Raw genomic sequence first — 20,581 nt, forward strand, 5'->3', positions numbered from 1 at the left:
CGGACGGCGTCGCGACTTGCGCGATAATCGCCGCATGGCCATCCGCGAAATCGAACCCCGGGACGTTGCCGCGCTGCTCGCGCAGGGCAGCGTGTTCATCGACGTGCGCGAGGAGCATGAACGCGCCAGCGGACAGGCCGAGGGTGCGCGTGGCATCGCGAAGGCGTTGCTGGAGAGCGATCCCGCCGCGCACCTGCCGGATCGCGATGCCAGCGTCGTGCTGATCTGCCAGAAGGGCGGCCGCTCGATGGAAGCGGCGCGCGCACTCGAGGCAGCGGGCTATTCCCGTCTTGCGTCCGTCGCCGGCGGCACGTCGCGCTGGATCGAAGAGCATCGTCCGGTCGTCGTTCCGGCACTGTCCGCCGACGCTCGCGACTTCAACGAGCGCTACTCGCGCCACCTGCTGCTGCCCGAGGTCGGCGTCGCCGGGCAACAACGCCTGCAGCGATCGCGGGTGTTGATGATCGGCGCGGGTGGGCTGGGGTCGCCGGCGGCGTTCTACCTGGCGGCCGCCGGCGTGGGCCACCTGCGCATCGCGGATGATGACGTGGTGGACCGCAGCAACCTGCAGCGGCAGATCCTGCATACCGAAGCCCGCATCGGCGAGCCGAAGGTCGCATCGGCGCAGGCGACGCTGGCGGCGCTCAATCCGCGCACGCAGGTGGAGGCGCTGGCGGAACGCGTCACCGCGGACAACGTCGAGCGCCTGCTGGAGGACGTGGATGTGGTGCTGGATGGCGCCGACAACTTCCCGGCACGCTACCTGCTCAACGATGCCTGCGTGAAGTTGGCCAAGCCGTTGGTGTACGGCGCCGTCCAGCGCTTCGAGGGGCAGGTGAGCGTGTTCGATGCCGGGCGGCATCGCGGCCGGCAGCCGTGCTATCGCTGCCTGTTCCCGGAACCGCCGCCGCCGGAATTCGCACCCAACTGCGCCGAAGCGGGCGTGCTGGGCGTGTTGCCCGGTGTGATCGGCCTGCTGCAGGCGACCGAAGTGATCAAGCTGCTGCTCGGTACCGGCGAAACCCTCGCCGGCCGCCTGCTGCATTTCGACGCGCTGGCCATGCGCTTCCGCGAGACCCGCCTGCGCCACGATCCGGACTGCCCGGTCTGCGCGGCCGGGCGACCGTTCCCCGGCTACATCGACTACGCGGCCTTCTGCCGGCCCGCCTGATCAGTCGAAGGCGCGCATGCGCAGCCCCTCGCGGAACTGGCGGGGCGTGATGCCGGTGTCGCGCTTGAACGCGGCACTCAGATGGCTATGGCTCGCAAAGCCGCAATCCAGGGCGATGTCGGCGATATCGGCGTTGCCGTTGAGCAGGTGCCAGCGGGCACGGCGCAGCCGTTGCGCCAGGATGTACTGCGCCGGCGTGGTGCCGAAGTTGCGGCGGAATGCGATCAGCAACCGGTGCACGCTCATGCCGGCCAGCGTGGCCAGCCCGGCGAGCGTGATGCGCTGGTCCAGCGCGCTTTCGATGTACTCGCACAGGCGACGCGCCACCTGCGGTGACAACGAAGCCGGCGCTGGCCTTGCCGCTACCGGCAACCGGTAGCCGTCGTACAGATGCTGGCGCAGTACCCGCTGCAACCGGTCGGCCATCATTACCGACAAGTCGTCGCACTGCTGGCTCAGCCGGCCCAGTCGCGCCACGCTGTAGTGCAGGAACTCGTCGCGGTGGCCCAGCCGCGGCATCAGGTCCTCGAGTGGCATCCGTGTCTCGTGTCCCGTTTCCACCTCGGCCAGGGGAGAGAGGCGCAACTCGGCGTAGGTGATCACCTGTCCGCGCGCCTGGCTCGCATAGCGCCGCGTGGCGGGCACCAGCCAGATGTCGCCGGGCGAAGGCGGCGCGTGCGTCGCCCCGGCGCCATCGATCTCGGTATCCAGCTCGCGCATCGTGCCGCTCAGGTGGACGATGACCGTATGGCGCGGTTGGTCGATGGCCCACAGCGTGCGCTGCCGGATGTCTTCGCGGCAGACCAGAAACTCCACGCCCGGCCAATGCGCCTGCGCCAGCACCGCGTAGGGCGGCATCGCCGCCGGTGCGACTCCGGTCGCCTCGCGTGAGGATTCCCATCCATCGTGCGCCGGAGAATTTGACAGTGGATCGGACATCGTGAAAGCCGGACGGACTGCTTCGCACGCATCTTAGGACCGTTCCGCATGGCTGCCTACTCGAGGCGCGCCGAGCGGAGCCTTCCTGTCCTGAACCCCTGTAGGAGCACTCCATGATCGATCATTCCATCCGCGGCAAGGTCGCCCTGATCGCCGGCGGCGCCAAGAACCTGGGCGGCCTGATCGCCCGCGACCTGGCCGGGCAGGGCGCCCGCGCCGTCGCCATCCACTACAACAGCGCGGCCAGCAGGGCCGACGCCGAGGCGACGGTCGCCGCCGTCCGGGCCGCCGGTGCGAAGGCGGTCGCCCTGCAGGGCGACCTGACCCGTGCCGATGCGATGGAGCGCCTGTTCGCCGACGCGATCGCCGCCGTCGGTCGTCCCGATATCGCCATCAACACGGTCGGCAAGGTGCTGAAGAAGCCGATCGCGGAGATCTCCGAAGCCGAGTACGACGACATGTCGGCGGTGAACGCCAAGACCGCGTTCTTCTTCCTCAAGGAGGCGGGCAAGCACGTCAACGACAACGGCAAGGTGGTCACGCTGGTCACCTCGCTGCTGGGCGCGTTCACACCGTTCTATGCGTCGTACGCCGGCACCAAGGCGCCGGTGGAGCACTTCACCCGCGCCGCCGCCAAGGAGTTCGGTGCACGCGGCATCTCGGTGACCGCCGTCGGCCCGGGCCCGATGGACACGCCCTTCTTCTATCCTGCCGAAGGGGCGGACGCCGTGGCGTACCACAAGACCGCGGCGGCGCTGTCGCCCCACAGCAAGACCGGCCTGACCGACATCGAGGACGTGGTGCCATTCATCCGCCACCTGGTCAGCGATGGCTGGTGGATCACCGGCCAGACCATCCTCATCAATGGCGGCTACACCACGAAATAGGCGATCCCGGCCAGCACGCGCCCGTCGATGTCGCGCAGGGCGCCCATGCGATAACGTGGGCGCCCTGCATACGCGAAACAAAGGAGAGGACGCATGCGCACCTTGATCTTGATCGTCGTCGGCCTGGCATTGGCCGGCCTGCTGGTAGGCGCGGCGCGTCCGGCGTGGCGTGTCCGCATGCTGGTGGGCTTCGCGGTCGCGTGGGCCCTCGTGGTGGTGTGGAACCTGCAGACCGGCATGTCCCATGGCTACAGCCTGCGCGAAGAACTGCCCATCCAGTTGCTGATCTTCGTGGTACCGGTCGCGCTCGCGCGATGGTTGGCCCGCGCGCGCCCGCAGGCGTGACGTGCGCATCCGGTAGACTCCCCGCATGAGTGCAGAATCCGGTGCCAGCCAACTGGTCAGTGTCGTCACCCTGCTGGGCGCCGCCGTCGTCGCCGTTCCCATCTTCCGGCGTCTCGGCCTGGGGTCGGTGCTGGGCTACCTGGCCGCAGGCCTGGCCATCGGCCCGTTCGGGTTGAAGTGGTTCACCGATCCGCAATCGATCCTGCATGTCGCCGAACTCGGCGTGGTGATGTTCCTGTTCGTGATCGGCCTGGAGATGCGGCCCAGCCACCTGTGGAGCCTGCGCAGGCAGATCTTCGGGCTGGGCGCGCTGCAGATCGCCGTCTGCACGCTGCTGCTGACCGGGGTGGGCCTGCTGTTCGGCTATCCGCTGCCGGTGTCGTTCATCGGCGGCATGGGCTTCGTGCTGACGTCGACCGCCGTGGTGATGCAGCTGCTCGCCGAACGCGGCGACGTGGCGCTGCCGAACGGGCAGAAGGTGGTCTCGATCCTGCTGTTCGAGGATCTGCTGATCGTCCCCCTGCTGGTGCTCGTCGCTTTCATGTCGCCGCAGGTGGTACAGCCGGAGGAGGGATCGCGCTGGGTGTCCATCGGCATCGCGGCGGCTTCGCTGGGTGGCCTGATCGCGGCCGGCATCTGGCTGCTCAATCCGTTCTTCCGCATTCTCGCCGCCGCCAAGGCGCGCGAGGTGATGACGGCGGCCGCCCTGCTGGTCGTGCTGGGGGCGGCGCTGCTGATGCAGCTGGGTGGCCTGTCGATGGCGATGGGCGCGTTCCTCGCTGGCGTGCTGCTGTCGGAGTCGACCTTCCGCCATCAGATCGAGGCCGACATCGAGCCGTTCCGCGGCATCCTGCTGGGCCTGTTCTTCCTCGGCGTCGGCATGGCGCTGGATCTGGGCGTGGTGGCCGAGAACTGGCCGCTCATCGTCGGTGCCGTGCTCGCGATGATGGTGGTCAAGGCCCTGTGCATCTACGCGGTCGCGCGCGTCACGCGCAGCGCGCACGCCGAGGCGCTCGACCGCGCGGTGCTGATGGCGCAGGGCGGCGAGTTCGCGTTCGTGCTGTTCGCCGCGGCGGCATCGGCGGGCATCATCGACGCCACGGTCAACGCCAACCTGACCGCCATCGTCGTGCTGTCGATGGCGCTCACCCCGCTCTTCGTGCTGGTGCTGCGCCGCTTCACCCATCCGGACACGCCTTCGATGGAGGGCATCGAGGAAGCGCAGGGCCTCAGCGGCAGCGTGCTGATCATCGGCTTCGGCCGCTTCGGCCAGGTGATGAGCCAGTCGCTGCTGGCGCGCGACGTGGACGTGACCATCATCGACACCGACATCGAGATGATCCGCAGCGCCGAGGAGTTCGGTTTCAAGATCTACTACGGCGACGGCACGCGGCTGGACGTGCTGCGGGCCTGCGGCGCGCAGACCGCGCAGTCCATCGCCATCTGCATCGACGACAAGGAGGCCGCGAGCCGCATCGTGGAACTGGTCAAGCACGAGTTCCCGCAGGCCCAGGTGCTGGTGCGCTCCTTCGACCGCGAGCATTCGCTGGCGCTGATCGGCGCAGGCGTCGACTACCAGATCCGCGAGACGTTCGAGTCCGCGGTGGAGTTCGGCAAGGCGGCGCTGATGAGCGTCGGCATCGCGCGCGAGGATGCCGATGCCATCGCCCTGGAGATCCGCCGGCGCGACGCCGAGCGCCTAGAGCTGGAGATCGCCGGTGGCGACCTGCGCTCCGGCATCCCGGCGCTGTATGGCAATGCGAAGCACACCAAACCCACGCCGACCCCGTTCACCAAGCCCAAGCGCGAAGCGAAGGCGCTCAACGAGGAAGCCGCGGAGATCATCGGCGAGGAAGAAGAGGAGTAGCCGGCACTAGTCGCCGGGGCGCTGGAGGAACGTCCGGAGCGCCGGCCAGTAGCCGGGATCCGATGACAGGTCGTCGTGACTGGCGCGTGGAAAATCCACGACCTGTGCCGGCCCCTTGAACGATGCCAGCAGCCGGTCGGTGTGCGGCGGCGGCACGACGTTATCCCGGCCCGCTCTCAATACCAGCAGTCGCCCGTCGTGGCGCGGCAGCCTTGCCGCGGAATCGTAGCGGTCCTTCAGCAGCAGGCCCACGGGGAATGCCGGATAGTGGGATTGCGCGACGGCGGCCAGGCTGTCGAACGGCGTCACCAGGACCAGGTGCCTGATCGGGCGCTCCGACGCCACGTGGGTCGCCACCCCGCTTCCCAGGCTGCGGCCGATCACGGCCACGTCGCCCTCCGGATGGCGATGCACGATGTCGTCGTACACCGCAAGCGCATCGGCCAGCAGGGCGGCTTCCGAGGGTTCACCATCACTGGCGCCGTACCCGCGATGCGCCACCAGATAGACCGTGCGGTCGGGCAGCCACTCCGCGAACGCACCGCGGCTGGCGTCCACCGCCTCGGCATTGCCACCGAAGTAGATCACCGCATCGCGGCGGCCGGGGGTGACGACCCAGCCACGCAGGACGGCATCGGGTCGGGTGATCGCGATATCGGTCTGGTCCGCGGCGACCCGCGTGAACTGCGGGAAATAGATCAGGCGGCGCTGCTGCGCGTAGAGCAGGGCGCACACTGCAAGGTAGGCGACGATCGCCAGCCCCAGGAGCCACGCCATCACGCGACGCGCGCGACGCTCAGCCATGCCGTTCCTGCGCGGCCTTGAAGGCGGCCAACTGCTCCGGCGTGGCCTCGCGCTGGTGTCGTGCCTTCCAGTCGGCGAACGGCATGCCGTAGACGCGCTCGCGCGCCTGCTCCTTGTCCATCGCGATGCCCGCCTGCTGCGCGGCCTCGCGGTACCAGTCCGCCAGGCAGTTGCGGCAGAAGCCGGCGAGGGTCATCAGGTCGATGTTCTGCACGTCGGGACGATCCTGGTTGAGATGCTGCAGCAGGCGTCGGAAGGCGGCGGCGTCGAGGGCGGTGGTATCGGTCATGGTGTGATGGGTCGCGTTGGGGCGGGGGAATCGGGGACAATACGCGCGGACTCTACACCGCGCCTCCCCATGACTGCCCGAATCCTCGACGGCCGCCGTATCGCCGAAAACCTGCTGGACGAACTGAAGGTCCGGGTCGACGCGCGCGTCTCCGCCGGCCAGGGCCGGCCGGGCCTGGCGGTGGTGCTGGTGGGCGGCGACCCCGCCTCCACGGTCTACGTCCGCAACAAGCGTCGCGCGGCCGAGAAAGTCGGCATCGAGGCGTTCGACTACGATCTGCCGGCGGGCACCTCGGAGGCGCAGCTGCTCGCGCTGATCGACCGGCTGAATGCCGACCCCAAGATCCACGGCATCCTCGTGCAGCTGCCGCTGCCGGGCATTCCCGACGCCACCCGCCTGATCGAGCGCATCGATCCGCGCAAGGATGTCGATGGCTTCCACCCCGCCAATGTCGGCCACCTGGCGCTGCGCCAGTTCGGCCTGCGTCCCTGCACGCCGCGCGGCATCACCACGCTGCTGGGTTATACGGACCAGCCGGTGCGGGGCCGCAACGCCACCATCGTGGGCGTCAGCAACCACGTCGGCCGGCCGATGGCGCTGGAGCTGCTGATCGCCGGCTGCACGGTGACCAGCTGCCACAAGTTCACCCCCCGCGACGTGCTGCAGGCTCGGGTCGGCGATGCGGACATCCTGGTGGTGGCGGCCGGCAAGCCGGGCCTGATTCCCGGTGAATGGGTCAAGCCGGGCGCGGTGGTCATCGACGTCGGCATCAACCGGCTGGACGACGGCCGGCTGGTGGGCGATGTCGGCTTCGACGCCGCGTTCGAGCGGGCCAGCTGGATCACGCCCGTCCCCGGCGGCGTGGGCCCCATGACCGTGGCCACGCTGATGCAGAACACGCTGGAAGCCGCCGAAGCGGGCCTCTGAGCGATGCTCTCTGCGGGTGGTGGGAGCGACGTAAGTCGCGATAGGGGAGTCCGAGGATTTCATCGCGACTTACGTCGCTCCCACACACTCATCCTCGTGGGCCGTGGCGGGAATGCATCGTTCCGTCCGGAGCACCCGCCGGAAGCCGCGCCGATCAGGGTATAATGCCGCGCTTCCCCAACTGTCCCGGGCCCGCCGATGCTGCGCATCCAGGCTGAAGCACTGACGTACGACGACGTCTCCCTCGTCCCCGCCCATTCCACCGTCCTGCCCAAGGATGTCAGTCTGGAAACGCGCCTGACGCGCGAACTGCGGCTGAAGTTGCCGATCGTCTCGGCCGCCATGGATACGGTCACCGAAGCGCGCCTGGCCATCGCCATGGCCCAGTTGGGCGGCATCGGCATCCTGCACAAGAACCTGACCGTCGAGCAGCAGGCCGCCGAAGTGGCCAAGGTCAAGAAGTTCGAGGCCGGCGTCATCAAGGAGCCCTTCACGGTCGGGCCCGAGACGACGATCGCCGAGGTACTCAAGCTCACCCGCGCCCGCAACATCTCCGGCGTGCCGGTGGTCGACGGCGGCCAGCTGGTCGGCATCGTCACCAGCCGCGACATGCGCTTCGAAACGAAGCTCGACGATCCGGTCCGCCACATCATGACCAAGAAGGATCGCCTGGTCACCGTGCGCGAAGGCGCCAGCGACGGCGAAGTCCTGCAGCTGCTGCACAAGCACCGCATCGAGAAGGTGCTGGTGGTCAACGATGCCTTCGACCTGCGCGGCCTGATCACCGTCAAGGACATCCAGAAGAAGACCGACAACCCCAACGCCGCCAAGGACAGCGCCAGCCGCCTGGTCGTCGGCGCCGCGGTGGGCGTGGGCGGCGATACCGACCAGCGCGTCGAAGCGCTGGTGGCTGCGGGTGTGGACGTCATCATCGTCGACACCGCGCACGGCCATTCGCAGGGCGTGCTGGACCGCGTGGCCTGGGTCAAGAAGCGCTTCCCGCAACTGCAGGTCATCGGCGGCAACATCGTCACCGGCGATGCCGCGCTGGCCCTGATGGATGCCGGGGCCGACGCGGTAAAGGTCGGCGTGGGCCCGGGTTCGATCTGCACCACGCGCATGGTGGCCGGCGTCGGCGTGCCGCAGATCACCGCCATCGACATGGTCGCCGAGGCGCTGCAGGACCGCATTCCGCTGATCGCCGATGGCGGCATCCGCTACTCGGGCGACATCGGCAAGGCGATCGCCGCCGGTGCCTCCACGGTCATGATCGGCGGCCTGTTCGCCGGCACCGAGGAAGCGCCGGGCGAAGTCGAGCTGTTCCAGGGCCGCAGCTACAAGAGCTACCGCGGCATGGGCAGCCTGGGCGCGATGGAGAAGGGGTCCAAGGACCGCTATTTCCAGGATGCCAGCGATGCCGACAAGCTGGTGCCGGAGGGCATCGAAGGCCGCGTGCCGTACCGCGGCTCGGTCGGCGGCATCATCCACCAGCTGGTCGGCGGCCTGCGCGCCACGATGGGCTACGTGGGCTGCGCGACCATCGAAGAGATGCGTGCCAAGCCGAAGTTCGTGGTCATCACCGGCGCCGGCCAGCGCGAGAGCCACGTGCACGACGTGCAGATCACCAAGGAACCGCCGAACTATCGCATGGGCTGATGCCCATGCGCGGGATTGGACATTCGGGATTCGAGATTCGACAAGAGCAAGAGGCGTCGCCAGCACACATGACCAGCATTTCCGAATCCCCAATCCCCAATCCCCAATCACGGCTTCACGACGACAAAATCCTCATCCTCGATTTCGGCGCGCAGTACACGCAGCTGATCGCCCGCCGCATCCGCGAGATCGGTGTGTACTGCGAGATCTGGGCGTGGGACCACGACCCGGAGGAGATCGCGACGTTCGGGGCCAAGGGCATCATCCTGTCCGGTGGCCCGGAGTCCACCACGCAGCACGGTGCCCCCAAAGCGCCGCAGCAGGTGTTCGACAGCGGTCTGCCGATCCTGGGCATCTGCTACGGCATGCAGACGCTGGCCGCGCAGCTGGGTGGCGCGACGGAAGCCGCGGACGCACGCGAGTTCGGCCACGCCGAAGTGCAACTGGTCGCGCACGACGCGCTGCTGGGTGGCCTGAGCGACCACCAGGGCGAGCCGCGCCTCGATGTGTGGATGAGCCATGGCGACCACGTCGCGAAGGCGCCGCCGGGCTGGACGATCACCGCGACCACCGACCGCATCCCGGTCGCGGCGATGGCGTTGGAAGAGAAGCACTGGTACGGCGTGCAGTTCCATCCGGAAGTGACGCACACCAAGCAGGGCCAGACGCTGCTGCGCCGCTTCGTCGCCGAGATCTGCGGCTGCAGGACGCTGTGGACGGCCGCCAATATCATCGACGACCAGATCGCCCGCGTGCGTGAGCAGGTCGGTTCGGACGAGGTGATCCTGGGCCTGTCCGGCGGCGTGGATTCGTCGGTCGTCGCCGCCTTGCTGCACAGGGCCATCGGCGAGCAGCTGACCTGCGTGTTCGTCGACACCGGCCTGCTGCGCTGGCAGGAAGGCGACCAGGTGATGGCGATGTTCGCCGAGCACATGGGCGTCAAGGTCGTGCGCGTCAATGCGGCGGACCGCTATTTCAAGGCGCTGGAAGGGGTCGCCGACCCGGAAGCCAAGCGCAAGATCATCGGCAACCTGTTCGTCGAGATCTTCGAGGAAGAATCGAACAAGCTGAAGAATGCCAAGTGGCTGGCGCAGGGCACCATCTACCCGGACGTGATCGAGTCGGCCGGCAGCAAGACCGGCAAGGCGCACGTCATCAAGAGCCACCACAACGTCGGCGGCCTGCCCGCGCACATGAAGCTGGGCCTGGTCGAGCCGTTGCGCGAGCTGTTCAAGGACGAGGTGCGCCGCCTGGGCGTGGAACTCGGCCTGCCGCGCACGATGGTCTACCGACATCCGTTCCCGGGTCCCGGACTGGGCGTGCGCATCCTCGGCGAAGTAAAGCCCGAGTACGCCGAACTGCTGGCCAAGGCCGATGCGATCTTCATCGACGAACTGCGCAAGGCCGACCTGTACGACAGGACCTCGCAGGCGTTCGCGGTGTTCCTGCCGGTCAAGTCGGTGGGCGTGGTCGGTGATGCGCGCGCGTACGAGTGGGTCATCGCGCTGCGCGCGGTCGAGACGATCGACTTCATGACCGCGCACTGGGCGCACCTGCCGTACGAATTCCTCGGCACCGTGTCCAACCGCATCATCAACGAGCTGCGTGGCGTCTCGCGCGTGGTGTACGACATCAGCGGAAAGCCGCCGGCGACGATTGAGTGGGAGTGAGGCGTTAAGGCATGTTGTTTGCACGCCATCCGGTTCCCGTTCGTGGTGAGCCTGTCGAACCACGCTCTTGGCGCTGACCCCGGGGCACAGGGATGCGCTTCTGGGTTTACATGCTCGAATGTGCGGATGGCTCGTACTACGTAGGCCAGACAGACTGCCTGGAAAGGCGTGTTGCCCAGCATCATGCGGGTGATGCGCCCGGGTGTTATACGTTCAGACGCCGTCCATTGGCGTTGGTCTGGTCGCAGGAATTTTCGAGCCGGGTGGAAGCGCTCGCGTCGGAGAGGCGGATCAAAGGCTGGAGTAGAGCGAAAAAGCAGGCTTTGATCGCCGGTGATTGGAAAAGGCTCAGTGGACTGGCCAAGGGAAGGACCTCAGGTCAAGCGCCTTCGGCCGGAATGGATGAACCCTGCGAAGAGCGTGGTTCGACAGGCTCACCACGAACGGGTTCCGGAGGTAGGCAGGTGTCGGATTCAGTCAACGACATGGAAGAGCACTGGATGCGCCACGCCTTCGCGCTGGCCGACCGCGCCGAGCGCGAGTTCGACGAGATCCCGGTCGGTGCGGTGCTGGTGAGCGCGGCGGGTCAGGTGCTGGGCGAGGGCTGGAACCGCAACATCGCCGACCACGATCCCAGTGCGCACGCCGAGATCGTGGCGATGCGCGAAGCGGGCAGGGCGGTGGGCAACCATCGGCTGGTCGGCTGCACCTTGTACGTCACCCTGGAGCCCTGCGCGATGTGCGCGATGGCGCTGGTGCATGCGCGGGTCGCGCGCGTGGTCTACGGCGCCAGCGACCCCAAGACCGGCGCCTGCGGCAGCGTATTCGATCTGATCGCGGATCCGCGGCACAACCATCGGATCGAGGTGGTGGGCGGCGTACTGGGCGACGAAGCCGGACGCAGACTGACCAATTACTTCCGCGCCAAGCGCGGCCGGCCGCTGGTCTAGGGCGTCGGGAACTTCCGCTTCACCTTGCGGTGGTCCATTTCCTCGTTGATGGCGGTGACCGCCAGCGTGGATTCGCGTGCGAGCAGCAGGCTGGCCGCCAGCATCGCCACCACGCCGAGTGCCGCCAGCCAGGTCGGCAGCGAGCCCAGCCGGTGTCCCGTGAACGTGTCGACGGCCACGGCCAGGCTGGTGCCGACGAAGCAGCTGATCGCGGCGTACAGCAACTGGCCGGCACGCAGGATGATCAGGCTGCGCCGGCGCTGCAGCGCGATCCGCTTCTCCAGCAGCGAGCGATCCGCCTCGTCCTCGGCATCGGCCAGTTCCCGCAGAAGCGTGCGCGCGCGGTCGATGATGCGCGCCAAGCGATTGTTGGCTGACAGCAGCAGCGACGCGGTCGCGGTCAGGAAGAATGCCGGCGCCAGCATCGCGGTCAGCACGGCATGGTCGGTGGAAGGATTCATGGGCCGGTCGTCGGGGTGGTCTGCGTTATGATGACATGATGCGGTGTCGCCGCATCCCCGGCGTGCATTCCCGGGCTCTTTCCCCGTCACGGACCGCTGCATGGCCTCGAACAACGCGCACAACGACCGACTGATCTGGATCGACCTCGAGATGACCGGGCTGGATACCGACCGCGACTCCATCCTGGAGATCGCCACGGTCGTCACCGATTCGAAGTTGAACGTGCTGGCGGAGGGGCCCGAGTTCGCCATTGCGCATCCGGTGTCCGTGCTGGAAGCGATGGACGACTGGAACCGCAACCAGCATGGCCGTTCCGGTCTCTGGAAGCGCGTGGTGGAGAGCCAGGTCTCGATGGGTCAGGCCGAAGCGCAGACGGTGGCCTTCCTCAATGAATGGCTGCCCGCCGGCGCATCGCCGATGTGCGGCAATTCGATCTGCCAGGACCGGCGCTTCCTGCACCGGTTGATGCCGCGTCTGGAGAAGTACTTCCACTACCGCAACCTGGACGTCAGCACGCTGAAGGAACTCGCGCGCCGCTGGGCGCCGCAGGTGCTGGAAGGTGTGCGCAAACAGGCCAGCCACACCGCGCTGAGCGACGTGCGCGACTCCATCGAGGAACTGCGCCACTACCGCAGGCACATGGCGGCGCTCGCCGGCGAGTGACGTAGCGTGCGCCATGCGCACCACCTGTAGGGCCACCATCGCGCGCCATGCAAAAGGTGCACGTCACGTGTCGAACACGATCACTTGAAGCAGGTATTGCGCGTCGTGCGCGCGGCGCGCGCTACCTGGGCATGTCGCCGTCGTCGACCACGCCCTTGGTGATGATGTCCGTGAGCGGCGTGCCGTCCGCATTGTGGTGATACACGTGCAGGTCGCGTTGGGGGTACGGGATGTTCAGGCCGTTGCCGATGATCTCGGTGCGCACGGCTTCGGTCAGATCGCTCCGGGCCTGGCCGAAATCCTTCGTCTTCGCCCACGCGTACAGTGTCAGGTCGACGCTGCTTTCGCCCAGTTGCGACACGAACACGAACGGCTCGGGATCCTTCAGCACCATCGGATTGGCATGCGCGATATCGAGCAGCACCTGCTTGGCCTGCTTGAGGTCGTCGTCGTAGCCCACGCCCACCAGGATGTCGATGCGGCGCTGCGGCTTGGCCGTGAAGTTGATGATCGGTGCGGTGGTGATCAGGCTGTTCGGCAACACGATCAGGCGGTTGTCGAGCGTCCGCATGCGGGTCTGGAAAATGCGTACCTCCTCGATGACGCCCTCCAGCCCTGCCGCCTGCACGAAATCGCTTTCCCGGAAGGGCCTCAGCACGATCAGCATGACCCCCGACGCGATGTTCGACAGCGAATCCTTCAGGGCCAGGCCGACTGCGAGTCCCGCGGCACCCAGCACCGCGAGCATCGAGGTGGGATTCACGCCCAGCGATGTGAGCACGGTGATGATGACCAGCACCATCATGGCCACGTAGCTGACGCGGCGCAGGAATCCGCCCAGCGTGGTGTCGGCCTGCGTACGGATCAGCACGCGTTCCAGCCCCGCGCTCAGCCGCTTGGCAAGCCACATGCCGACCAGGAAGATGACCGCCGCGGCGAGCAGCTTGAGGCCCCAGGTTTCCAGGAACTGCAGCCAGTCGATGCCGCGCAACTCGTTGAGCAGGGCTTCGGGCTCGGTGGGAATGGCGGGCAGGGTGGGGGCTGGGGTGGCGGGCGCGGACATGGACACTCCTGAAATGCAGCACGCCCCAATCAGGGGCGTGCCGGGTTTGCGGGAGCATGGTAACCGCGTCCGCGTGAACGCGTCCCCGGCCGTCAGCCGGCCTTGGTCTTCGCCAGGCGCAGCCAGGTATCGACGACGGTATCGGGATTGAGCGAGACCGACTCGATGCCTTCGGCCATCAGCCATTCCGCCAGGTCCGGATGGTCGCTCGGCCCCTGGCCGCAGATGCCGACGTACTTGCCTTTCGCGCGGGCGGCCTTGATCGCCATCGACAGCAGCTTCTTGACGGCGGGGTTCCGCTCGTCGAACAGATTGGCGACGATGCTGGAATCGCGGTCCAGGCCCAGCGTCAGCTGGGTGAGGTCGTTGGAGCCGATGGAGAAGCCGTCGAAGATGTCGAGGAACTCCTCGGCCAGCAGGGCGTTCGACGGCACCTCGCACATCATGATGATCTTCAGCCCCGGCTTTCCATCGGCGGCGCCATCGCCCTGGCGCAGTCCGTGCCTGGCCAGTACCTCGACGACCTTGCGGCCTTCTTCCAGCGTACGCACGAACGGGATCATCGCCCACAGGTTGTCCAGCCCCATTTCGTCGCGCACGCGGCGCACGGCCTGGCATTCCAGGGCGAACGCGGGCTCGAACGAGGGATCGACGTAGCGGCTCGCACCGCGGAAACCGATCATGGGATTCTCTTCATGCGGCTCGTAGCGGGTGCCGCCGATGAGGTTGGCGTATTCGTTGGACTTGAAGTCCGACAGGCGCACGATCACCGGATGCGGTGCGACCGAGGCCGTGATCGTCGCGATGCCTTCGGCCAACCGGTCCACGTAGAAGCTGACCGGGTCGGCGTAGCCGGCGGTCTTGGCATCGATCTTCCTGCGGACGTCGAGGTCCTGGCGATCGTATTCCAGCAGGGCGAGCGGGTGCACGCCGATGTGGCTGGCGATGATCATCTCCAGGCGCGCCAGACCGATGCCGGCGTTCGGCAACTGGCCGAAATCGAACGCGCGCTCGGGGTTGGCGACGTTCATCATGATCTTCAGCGGCGCCGGCGGCATCGCCGCGAGATCGGTCGTGGTGCGCTCGAAGGGCAGGGCACCGGCATAGATGAAGCCGGTGTCGCCCTCGGCGCAGCTCACGGTGACCTCCACGCCATCCGCGACCAGGTCCAGCGCATTGCCGGTACCGACCACGGCCGGTACGCCCAGCTCGCGCGCGATGATGGCGGCGTGGCAGGTGCGGCCGCCGCGGTTGGTGACGATGGCGCTGGCACGCTTCATCACCGGCTCCCAGTCGGGGTCGGTCATGTCGGCGACCAGCACATCGCCGGGTTGCACGCGCGCCATGTCGTCCAGCGAACGCACCACGCGGGCGACGCCGCTGCCGATCTTCTGGCCGATGGCGCGGCCTTCGGCGATCACCTCGCCGCGCTTCTCGAGGGCATACCGTTCGATCTGCGTGGCCTTGGCGCGCGACCTCACCGTTTCCGGGCGCGCCTGCACGATGAATAGCTTGCCGGTCACGCCGTCCTTGGCCCACTCGATGTCCATCGGGCGGCCGTAATGCTGTTCGATCACCAGCGCCTGCTTCGACAGCTCGTGCACGTCCTCGTCGGTGATGGAGAAGGTGTTGCGCAGGTTCGCCGGCGTATCCTCGGTGCGCACGCGCTCGCCCGGCACGTCGGAATACACCATGCGGATCGCCTTGCTGCCCAGCGAGCGGCGCAGGATGGCGGGCTTGCCCTGTTTCAGCGTGGGCTTGTAGACGTAGAACTCGTCGGGATTCACCGCGCCCTGCACGACCATCTCGCCCAGGCCGAAGCTGGACGTGACGAACACGACATCGCGGAAGCCCGATTCGGTGTCCAGCGTGAACAGCACGCCGGACGCACCGACGCCCGAGCGCACCATCAGCTGCACGCCGGCGGACAGGAACACGTCCTCGTGCTTGAAGCCGTGGTGCACGCGATAGGCGATGGCGCGGTCGTTGTAGAGGCTGGCGAAGACCTCCTTGACCTTGTGCACCACGTCATCGGCGCCGGTGACGTTGAGGAACGTCTCCTGCTGGCCGGCGAACGACGCGTCGGGCAGATCCTCGGCGGTGGCCGAAGACCGCACCGCCACCGCAACGTCGCCGCCGCCGTTGTCCGCGCAGAGCTTCGCGTACGCGGTGCGGATGTCGGCATCCAGATCGGGCTGCAGGGGCGCGTCGATCACCCAGCCGCGGATCTCCTTGCCCGCCGCCGTCAGCGCCGCCACGTCCTCGACATCCAGCGTGGCCAGCCTGTCGAAGATGCGCGTGGACAGGTCGTTGTGCGCGATGAAGGCCTTGAAGGCCTCCGCCGTGGTCGCATAGCCTCCCGGGACCGAGACGCCGAGATTGGCCAGATGGCCGATCATTTCGCCCAGCGACGAATTCTTGCCGCCGACGCGGGCCAGGTCGGCCAGGCGCAGCTCGTGCAACCACAGGATGTTCTCGTTCAAGCGCAATGCTCCGAAGCAGGCCGCGCCATGCCGATGACCATCGGCGTGGGGTGCCGTGTCCATGGGGAAAGAGGCGCTATGATGCAGTGCATACCAATTGCAGACAAGCTTGATCTGACGGGGGTTTCCATGGTGAAGCAGGGAAGGGAAGCGCATGTCTGAGCTGCGCCCGGTGTTCTACGTCTCCGATGGCACCGGTATCACCGCCGAGACCATCGGCCACAGCCTGCTGACCCAGTTCGCGGGCATGCGCTTCCAGACCGACCGGCTGTCGTTCGTCGACGACGAGGAAAAAGCGCGCGACGCAGCCGATCGCATCCGGCGTACCGGCGAGAAGCTGGGCAGCCGTCCCATCGTCATCAACTCCTGCGTGGATCCGGCGCTGAGTGCGCTGGTCGCCGAAAGTGGCGCGCTGATGCTCGACGTCTTCGCGCCCTTCATCGAACCACTGGAGCGCGAACTGGGCCAGCAGCGGCAGTCGCGGGTGGGACAGGCGCATGGCCTGGTGGACTTCGAGACGTATCACCGCCGCATCAACGCGATGAACTTCGCGCTGACCCACGATGACGGCATGGCGGTGAACTACGACGAGGCCGACGTGATCCTGGTGGCGGTGTCGCGCGCAGGCAAGACGCCCACCTGCGTGTACCTGGCCTTGCACTACGGCATCCGCGCGGCGAACTACCCGCTGACCGATGGCGATCTCGAGACCGACAGGTTGCCCGTACGCCTGCGGCCCTACAGGCGCAAGCTGTTCGCATTGACCATCGATCCTGACCGCCTGCACCAGATCCGGCAGGAGCGCCGCCCCAACTCCAGCTACGCGAAGATGGAGACCTGCAAGCGCGAGGTCGCCGCGGCCGAGGCGATGTTCCAGGTGGAACGGCTGCCCACGCTCAGCACCACCAACAAGTCGATCGAGGAAATCTCCAGCAAGGTGCTCTCCACGCTGGGACTGCAGCGCGAGATGTACTGACGGACAGGGCCTTGGGGACGCCCTGGTGTTCGGCCGGGAATCCTTAACTTAGGCCGCACGCGTCGGGGCGTCAATGCTGCCGCCGGCGGGCGTGCGCGTGTAGGATCGACGCATGTCACAGGCCCTCGCACGTACCGCGCGCATTCCCCGTCTGGGCCGTTTCGGCTGGCTGATGGCGCTGTACGCGGAGAACCACGCGCGGCTCACCCGCCTGTTCGCGCCGGACCGTCTTGCCGTCGGCATCTACGTGTCGAGCATCGGCGATGGCCTGGACCTGCGGCTGGAGGTCATCGAAACCCATCGCTACACGGTGGAGTTGCGGTTGACCTACGACATCTATGATCCGCTGACCGGCGAACCGGATCCGTCGGCCTTCGTGCGCCTCTACCGTGACGCGCACCAGGCCGAGGCGACGCATTGCTACGTGGGCAAGCGCTGGCAGGATGTCATCGGCCTGTATCCGCCGCCGGCCGAGGTGATCAGCCACCGCATGCGCATGAACACGTTCCTGGGCAAATGGCTCGAGTACCTGGGCGAGCAGGGGCATGGGGTGGCGACGCTGCGTCCGGCGGGCGTCGCACGCGACGTCGCGTGAGCATCCTTCCCGGGCGGCTCATGCCACCCGGACGAATCGGATGGCGTTGAGCCGGCGCAGGCCGTGGCTGGCGTCGCGCGAGAGGTTCATCACGTCCACCGAACCCTGTGTCTCGAGTTCGAGCAGGCGCTGCGCGACGGCATCGAACGCAGCGGCGTCCAGTCCCAGCGATCCCGCCGTCCATCGCGTGTCGCGATGAAGCGGCAGTTGCGAGACCAGTTCGTCTGCAAGGGCATCGTGGGTCATGTCGCGGCTCCGCGGGAGGGGCACCACTCCGACTGACTGTTCCGCGTGTTGGCGGGAGGGTCACAGCACAGGCATTGCGGCAGCTTGTACGCCGCAACCCGTGAGGTTCTTGTAAATGCGGGCGAAGGCGACCGTCCAGCCGAATGACGGGCAAAAGAAAGGCCCGGTTTCCCGGGCCTTGAAAGATTGGCGTCCCCACGGGGATTCGAACCCCGGTCGCTACCGTGAAAGGGTAATGTCCTAGGCCTCTAGACGATGGGGACGCACGAAAGTTGTTGCCGGTTTTTCTTTCCGGACGGCCTATTGTCCGGAAGTTGGTGGAGCCAGGCGGGATCGAACCGCCGACCTCCTGCATGCCATGCAGGCGCTCTCCCAGCTGAGCTATGGCCCCACGTGCTGGCAGGAGCGAAATAATAGCCAGCCTGTTTCCGATGCGCAAGCATCCCTTACGAAAATTTTCACGACTGGCGGAAGAAAGTGCATGCGGTTGAAATACGCCATCGGACATAGAAAGGCGGCGCACGGCGGATGATCGCGTTTTCAGTGAAGGAGTGGTCCGCATGGGCGCCCGGTCTGGTGGACCAGGATGCATGGCGCGCGTGGGCGGCCGCGCCCTGGATACCGACCGGCGATGACACCCCGGCGCTGGCCGAAGTACCGGCCATGCAGCGCAGGCGCATCGAGCGGCTGGGCCGGATGGCGATCCAGACCGCATGCTGGTGCCAGCGCGCGGAGGAGAACGGCATGCCCCTCATCTTCGCCTCGCGGCACGGCGACGTCTCCCGTTCGATGGAACTGCTGGAAGCGCTGGCGACCGGGCAGCCGGTGTCGCCCACCACGTTCGGCCTGTCGGTGCACAACGCGATCGCCGCGTTGTACTCCATCCTGCGTCGCGAACGCGGCAACTACATCGCCTTGGCCGGCGGCATGGCGACGGTGGAGGCCGCCTGCGTCGAAGCGGCGGCGTTGCTGGCCGACGGCGCGGACGAGGTGATGCTGGTGGTGTACGACGCGCCATTGCCCATCATCTATACCGACTTCGCCGACGAGCCCGATGCGGGCTTCGCCTGGTGCTGGAGGATCGGTCCGGCGGACGCGGCGTTGCTGACGTTGCGGCTGGCCTGGAGCGGCGACGACCCGGAGCCGGGCCCCGCCGCGACACTGCCGCATGGCCTTGAGGTACTGCGTTTCCTGCTGGCGGGAGATCGGACGCTGCAATGGCGATGCGACGACCTGGACTGGCACTGGCGGCGCGATGGGTGACCGCATCGACCATGCCTGGCGCGTGCTGGGCACGGGCCTGAGCTTCCTGGCGTTCGGGCTGGGCGGGCTGGTCCTGGGTCTTTTGGTGCTGCCGCCGATGCTGTGGCTGATGCGCGATCCGGCGCGACGTCAGCGCTGGTCCCGTCGCCTGGTGCAGCGGAGTTTCGCCGCCCATGTCGCCTTGATGCGGTGGCTTGGCGTGATGACGTACGAGATCCGGGGGCGCGAGCGGCTGGACCGCGAGGGCCTGCTGGTATTGGCCAACCACCCCACGCTGATCGATGTGGTGCTGTTGATCTCGCTGTTGCCCAATGCGGACTGCGTGGTGAAGTCGGCGGTGGCGCGCAACCCGTTCATGCGCGCGACGGTCAGGGCGGCAGGCTATGTGGCCAACGACGACGGGCCGGGCCTGGTGGAGGACTGCATCGCCGCCGTGCGGGCGGGGGGCGCACTGGTGATCTTCCCCGAAGGCACGCGGACCACGCCGGGGCGGCCAATGAAGCTGCAGCGGGGTGCGGCCAACATCGCCGTGCGGGGTGAACTGGACATCACGCCGGTGCGCATCACCTGCACGCCGCCGACGCTGGGAAAAGGCGAGAAGTGGTATCGTGTGCCGCCGGTGAGATTCCACATGGTGATCGATGTTCAGGAAGACCTGCCGATCGCCCCGTTCCTGAACGGAATGGCGGGGACGGATCCATCGGCAGGGGGAGAAGCGCTGGCAGCCCGGCGACTCACGGAACATCTGGCCAACTACTTTGCGGGAGATCCATCGCGTGCAGGCACTTGAGCACGAGATCAAGGAATTGATCATTTCGTCGCTGTCACTGGAAGACATCTCCCCCGACGACATCGATACCACCGCGCCGCTGTTCGTGGAGGGACTGGGGCTGGATTCGATCGACGCCCTGGAACTGGGCCTGGCGCTGCAGAAGCGCTACGGCGTGGCGCTCTCCGCAGACTCGCAGGAAACCCGCCGGCACTTCGCCAGCGTGCGTGCCCTCGCGGATTTCGTCGCCTCGCAGGGCAAGGCCTGAGCGCAGGACGGCAGGACTGGCAAGATGACCAAGAACGAACTCTTCGAGCGGATCGCCACGATCCTGCATGACAGCTTCGAGATCGAGCCCGCACGCATCACGCCCGAGGCCCGGTTGTACGACGACCTCGACATCGACAGCATCGACGCGGTGGACCTGATCGTGCAGCTCAAGCCGCTGCTCGGGCGCAGCCTGCAGCCGGATGCGTTCAAGTCGGTGCGCACGGTGCAGGACATCGTGGACGTGCTGTACGGCCTGATCCGCGAACAAGCCGCCTGAGCGCAGGGC

General features: G+C 67.2%; 22 protein-coding genes, 2 tRNA genes and 1 pseudogene. 16 read left to right on the plus strand and 9 right to left on the minus strand.

Annotation, left to right across the window (positions count from 1 at the left end):
• Positions 1-16 precede the first annotated feature (16 nt).
• On the plus strand, positions 17-1,171 hold the full coding sequence (gene moeB, locus VGN58_RS07680) for a molybdopterin-synthase adenylyltransferase MoeB (RefSeq protein ID WP_327482707.1): 1,155 nt from the start codon (positions 17-19) through the stop codon (positions 1,169-1,171).
• Here moeB and VGN58_RS07685 read toward each other — a convergent pair whose 3' ends face one another.
• A complete protein-coding gene (locus VGN58_RS07685) occupies positions 1,172-2,029 on the minus strand; it encodes an AraC family transcriptional regulator (protein ID WP_327482708.1) in 858 nt (285 codons plus the stop codon).
• A 194-nt stretch (positions 2,030-2,223) separates the two neighbouring features.
• On the opposite strand from VGN58_RS07685, the gene VGN58_RS07690 reads away from it, so the two are divergent.
• From VGN58_RS07690 to VGN58_RS07700, 3 genes are all read left to right on the plus strand, one after another.
• Positions 2,224-2,997, plus strand: coding sequence for an SDR family oxidoreductase (locus VGN58_RS07690; RefSeq protein WP_327482709.1), 774 nt, complete (start codon positions 2,224-2,226; stop codon positions 2,995-2,997).
• A gap of 93 nt (positions 2,998-3,090) precedes the next feature.
• Entirely contained in the window at positions 3,091-3,342 is a 252-nt protein-coding gene (locus tag VGN58_RS07695; RefSeq protein ID WP_327482710.1) for a hypothetical protein, read from the plus strand.
• A gap of 25 nt (positions 3,343-3,367) precedes the next feature.
• Positions 3,368-5,209 carry a monovalent cation:proton antiporter-2 (CPA2) family protein gene (locus tag VGN58_RS07700; RefSeq protein WP_327482711.1) on the plus strand — a complete coding sequence of 614 codons (1,842 nt, stop codon included), beginning with the start codon at positions 3,368-3,370 and terminating at the stop codon, positions 5,207-5,209.
• Positions 5,210-5,215: 6 nt separating this feature from the next.
• Here VGN58_RS07700 and VGN58_RS07705 read toward each other — a convergent pair whose 3' ends face one another.
• Positions 5,216-6,013 (minus strand): alpha/beta hydrolase, encoded by a 798-nt coding sequence (locus tag VGN58_RS07705; RefSeq protein WP_327482712.1) that lies wholly within the window; start codon positions 6,011-6,013, stop codon positions 5,216-5,218.
• Complete coding sequence (locus VGN58_RS07710; RefSeq protein ID WP_327482713.1) at positions 6,006-6,302, minus strand: DUF1244 domain-containing protein; 297 nt, start codon at positions 6,300-6,302, stop codon at positions 6,006-6,008. The genes VGN58_RS07705 and VGN58_RS07710 overlap by 8 nt, the downstream gene beginning before the upstream one ends.
• A gap of 69 nt (positions 6,303-6,371) precedes the next feature.
• Here VGN58_RS07710 and folD point away from each other — a divergent pair, with 69 nt between their 5' ends.
• The 5 genes and pseudogenes from folD to tadA all read left to right on the plus strand — a co-directional run bounded on the left by folD (position 6,372) and on the right by tadA (position 11,505).
• The gene (gene folD, locus VGN58_RS07715) at positions 6,372-7,229 is read left to right on the plus strand and encodes a bifunctional methylenetetrahydrofolate dehydrogenase/methenyltetrahydrofolate cyclohydrolase FolD (RefSeq protein ID WP_327482714.1); all 858 of its coding nucleotides are present in this window, start codon (positions 6,372-6,374) and stop codon (positions 7,227-7,229) included.
• Positions 7,230-7,427: 198 nt separating this feature from the next.
• Complete coding sequence (guaB, locus tag VGN58_RS07720; RefSeq protein ID WP_327482715.1) at positions 7,428-8,885, plus strand: IMP dehydrogenase; 1,458 nt, start codon at positions 7,428-7,430, stop codon at positions 8,883-8,885.
• Between the two features lie 68 nt (positions 8,886-8,953).
• Entirely contained in the window at positions 8,954-10,555 is a 1,602-nt protein-coding gene (gene guaA / locus VGN58_RS07725; RefSeq protein ID WP_327482716.1) for a glutamine-hydrolyzing GMP synthase, read from the plus strand.
• A 110-nt stretch (positions 10,556-10,665) separates the two neighbouring features.
• Positions 10,666-10,860 (plus strand): annotated as a pseudogene (locus tag VGN58_RS18330) (GIY-YIG nuclease family protein); the annotation flags it as partial.
• Positions 10,861-11,040: 180 nt separating this feature from the next.
• Positions 11,041-11,505, plus strand: a complete 465-nt coding sequence (gene tadA, locus VGN58_RS07735; protein ID WP_327484602.1) for a tRNA adenosine(34) deaminase TadA — start codon at positions 11,041-11,043, stop codon at positions 11,503-11,505.
• Here the strand turns inward: tadA and VGN58_RS07740 are convergent.
• Complete coding sequence (locus tag VGN58_RS07740; RefSeq protein ID WP_327482717.1) at positions 11,502-11,966, minus strand: DUF2721 domain-containing protein; 465 nt, start codon at positions 11,964-11,966, stop codon at positions 11,502-11,504. The genes tadA and VGN58_RS07740 overlap by 4 nt on opposite strands.
• A 100-nt stretch (positions 11,967-12,066) precedes the next feature.
• On the opposite strand from VGN58_RS07740, the gene orn reads away from it, so the two are divergent.
• Complete coding sequence (gene orn / locus VGN58_RS07745; protein WP_327482718.1) at positions 12,067-12,630, plus strand: oligoribonuclease; 564 nt, start codon at positions 12,067-12,069, stop codon at positions 12,628-12,630.
• A gap of 121 nt (positions 12,631-12,751) precedes the next feature.
• On the opposite strand, the gene VGN58_RS07750 is transcribed toward orn, so the two are convergent.
• Together VGN58_RS07750 and ppsA are read right to left on the minus strand one after the other, a co-directional pair.
• Positions 12,752-13,693, minus strand: coding sequence for a mechanosensitive ion channel family protein (locus VGN58_RS07750; protein WP_327482719.1), 942 nt, complete (start codon positions 13,691-13,693; stop codon positions 12,752-12,754).
• Between the two features lie 92 nt (positions 13,694-13,785).
• Positions 13,786-16,176: a phosphoenolpyruvate synthase gene (gene ppsA / locus VGN58_RS07755; RefSeq protein ID WP_327482720.1), complete on the minus strand. Its 2,391-nt coding sequence runs from the start codon at positions 16,174-16,176 to the stop codon at positions 13,786-13,788.
• Positions 16,177-16,330: 154 nt separating this feature from the next.
• On the opposite strand from ppsA, the gene ppsR reads away from it, so the two are divergent.
• Both ppsR and VGN58_RS07765 read left to right on the plus strand, forming a co-directional pair.
• Positions 16,331-17,152 (plus strand): posphoenolpyruvate synthetase regulatory kinase/phosphorylase PpsR, encoded by an 822-nt coding sequence (gene ppsR / locus VGN58_RS07760; protein WP_327482721.1) that lies wholly within the window; start codon positions 16,331-16,333, stop codon positions 17,150-17,152.
• A 112-nt stretch (positions 17,153-17,264) separates the two neighbouring features.
• Positions 17,265-17,747, plus strand: a complete 483-nt coding sequence (locus VGN58_RS07765) for a DUF1249 domain-containing protein (protein ID WP_327482722.1) — start codon at positions 17,265-17,267, stop codon at positions 17,745-17,747.
• Between the two features lie 18 nt (positions 17,748-17,765).
• Here VGN58_RS07765 and VGN58_RS07770 read toward each other — a convergent pair whose 3' ends face one another.
• The 3 genes from VGN58_RS07770 to VGN58_RS07780 all read right to left on the minus strand — a co-directional run bounded on the left by VGN58_RS07770 (position 17,766) and on the right by VGN58_RS07780 (position 18,384).
• Positions 17,766-17,993: a hypothetical protein gene (locus tag VGN58_RS07770; RefSeq protein ID WP_055944856.1), complete on the minus strand. Its 228-nt coding sequence runs from the start codon at positions 17,991-17,993 to the stop codon at positions 17,766-17,768.
• A 187-nt stretch (positions 17,994-18,180) separates the two neighbouring features.
• Positions 18,181-18,256, minus strand: a tRNA-Glu gene (locus tag VGN58_RS07775).
• A gap of 52 nt (positions 18,257-18,308) precedes the next feature.
• Positions 18,309-18,384, minus strand: a tRNA-Ala gene (locus VGN58_RS07780).
• A gap of 137 nt (positions 18,385-18,521) precedes the next feature.
• Here VGN58_RS07780 and VGN58_RS07785 point away from each other — a divergent pair.
• The 4 genes from VGN58_RS07785 to VGN58_RS07800 are packed head-to-tail and all read left to right on the plus strand — an operon-like array spanning position 18,522 to position 20,572.
• Positions 18,522-19,256 (plus strand): beta-ketoacyl synthase chain length factor, encoded by a 735-nt coding sequence (locus tag VGN58_RS07785; protein WP_327482723.1) that lies wholly within the window; start codon positions 18,522-18,524, stop codon positions 19,254-19,256.
• Positions 19,249-20,046 (plus strand): lysophospholipid acyltransferase family protein, encoded by a 798-nt coding sequence (locus VGN58_RS07790; protein WP_327482724.1) that lies wholly within the window; start codon positions 19,249-19,251, stop codon positions 20,044-20,046. Before VGN58_RS07785 ends, VGN58_RS07790 begins: the two co-directional genes overlap by 8 nt.
• A complete protein-coding gene (locus VGN58_RS07795) occupies positions 20,033-20,293 on the plus strand; it encodes a phosphopantetheine-binding protein (RefSeq protein WP_327482725.1) in 261 nt (86 codons plus the stop codon). Before VGN58_RS07790 ends, VGN58_RS07795 begins: the two co-directional genes overlap by 14 nt.
• 24 nt (positions 20,294-20,317) lie before the next feature.
• Positions 20,318-20,572 carry an acyl carrier protein gene (locus VGN58_RS07800; protein ID WP_327482726.1) on the plus strand — a complete coding sequence of 85 codons (255 nt, stop codon included), beginning with the start codon at positions 20,318-20,320 and terminating at the stop codon, positions 20,570-20,572.
• Positions 20,573-20,581 lie beyond the last annotated feature (9 nt).

This window comes from Pseudoxanthomonas sp. (genome assembly GCF_035999195.1).
In the GTDB taxonomy this organism is placed as follows: domain Bacteria; phylum Pseudomonadota; class Gammaproteobacteria; order Xanthomonadales; family Xanthomonadaceae; genus Pseudoxanthomonas_A.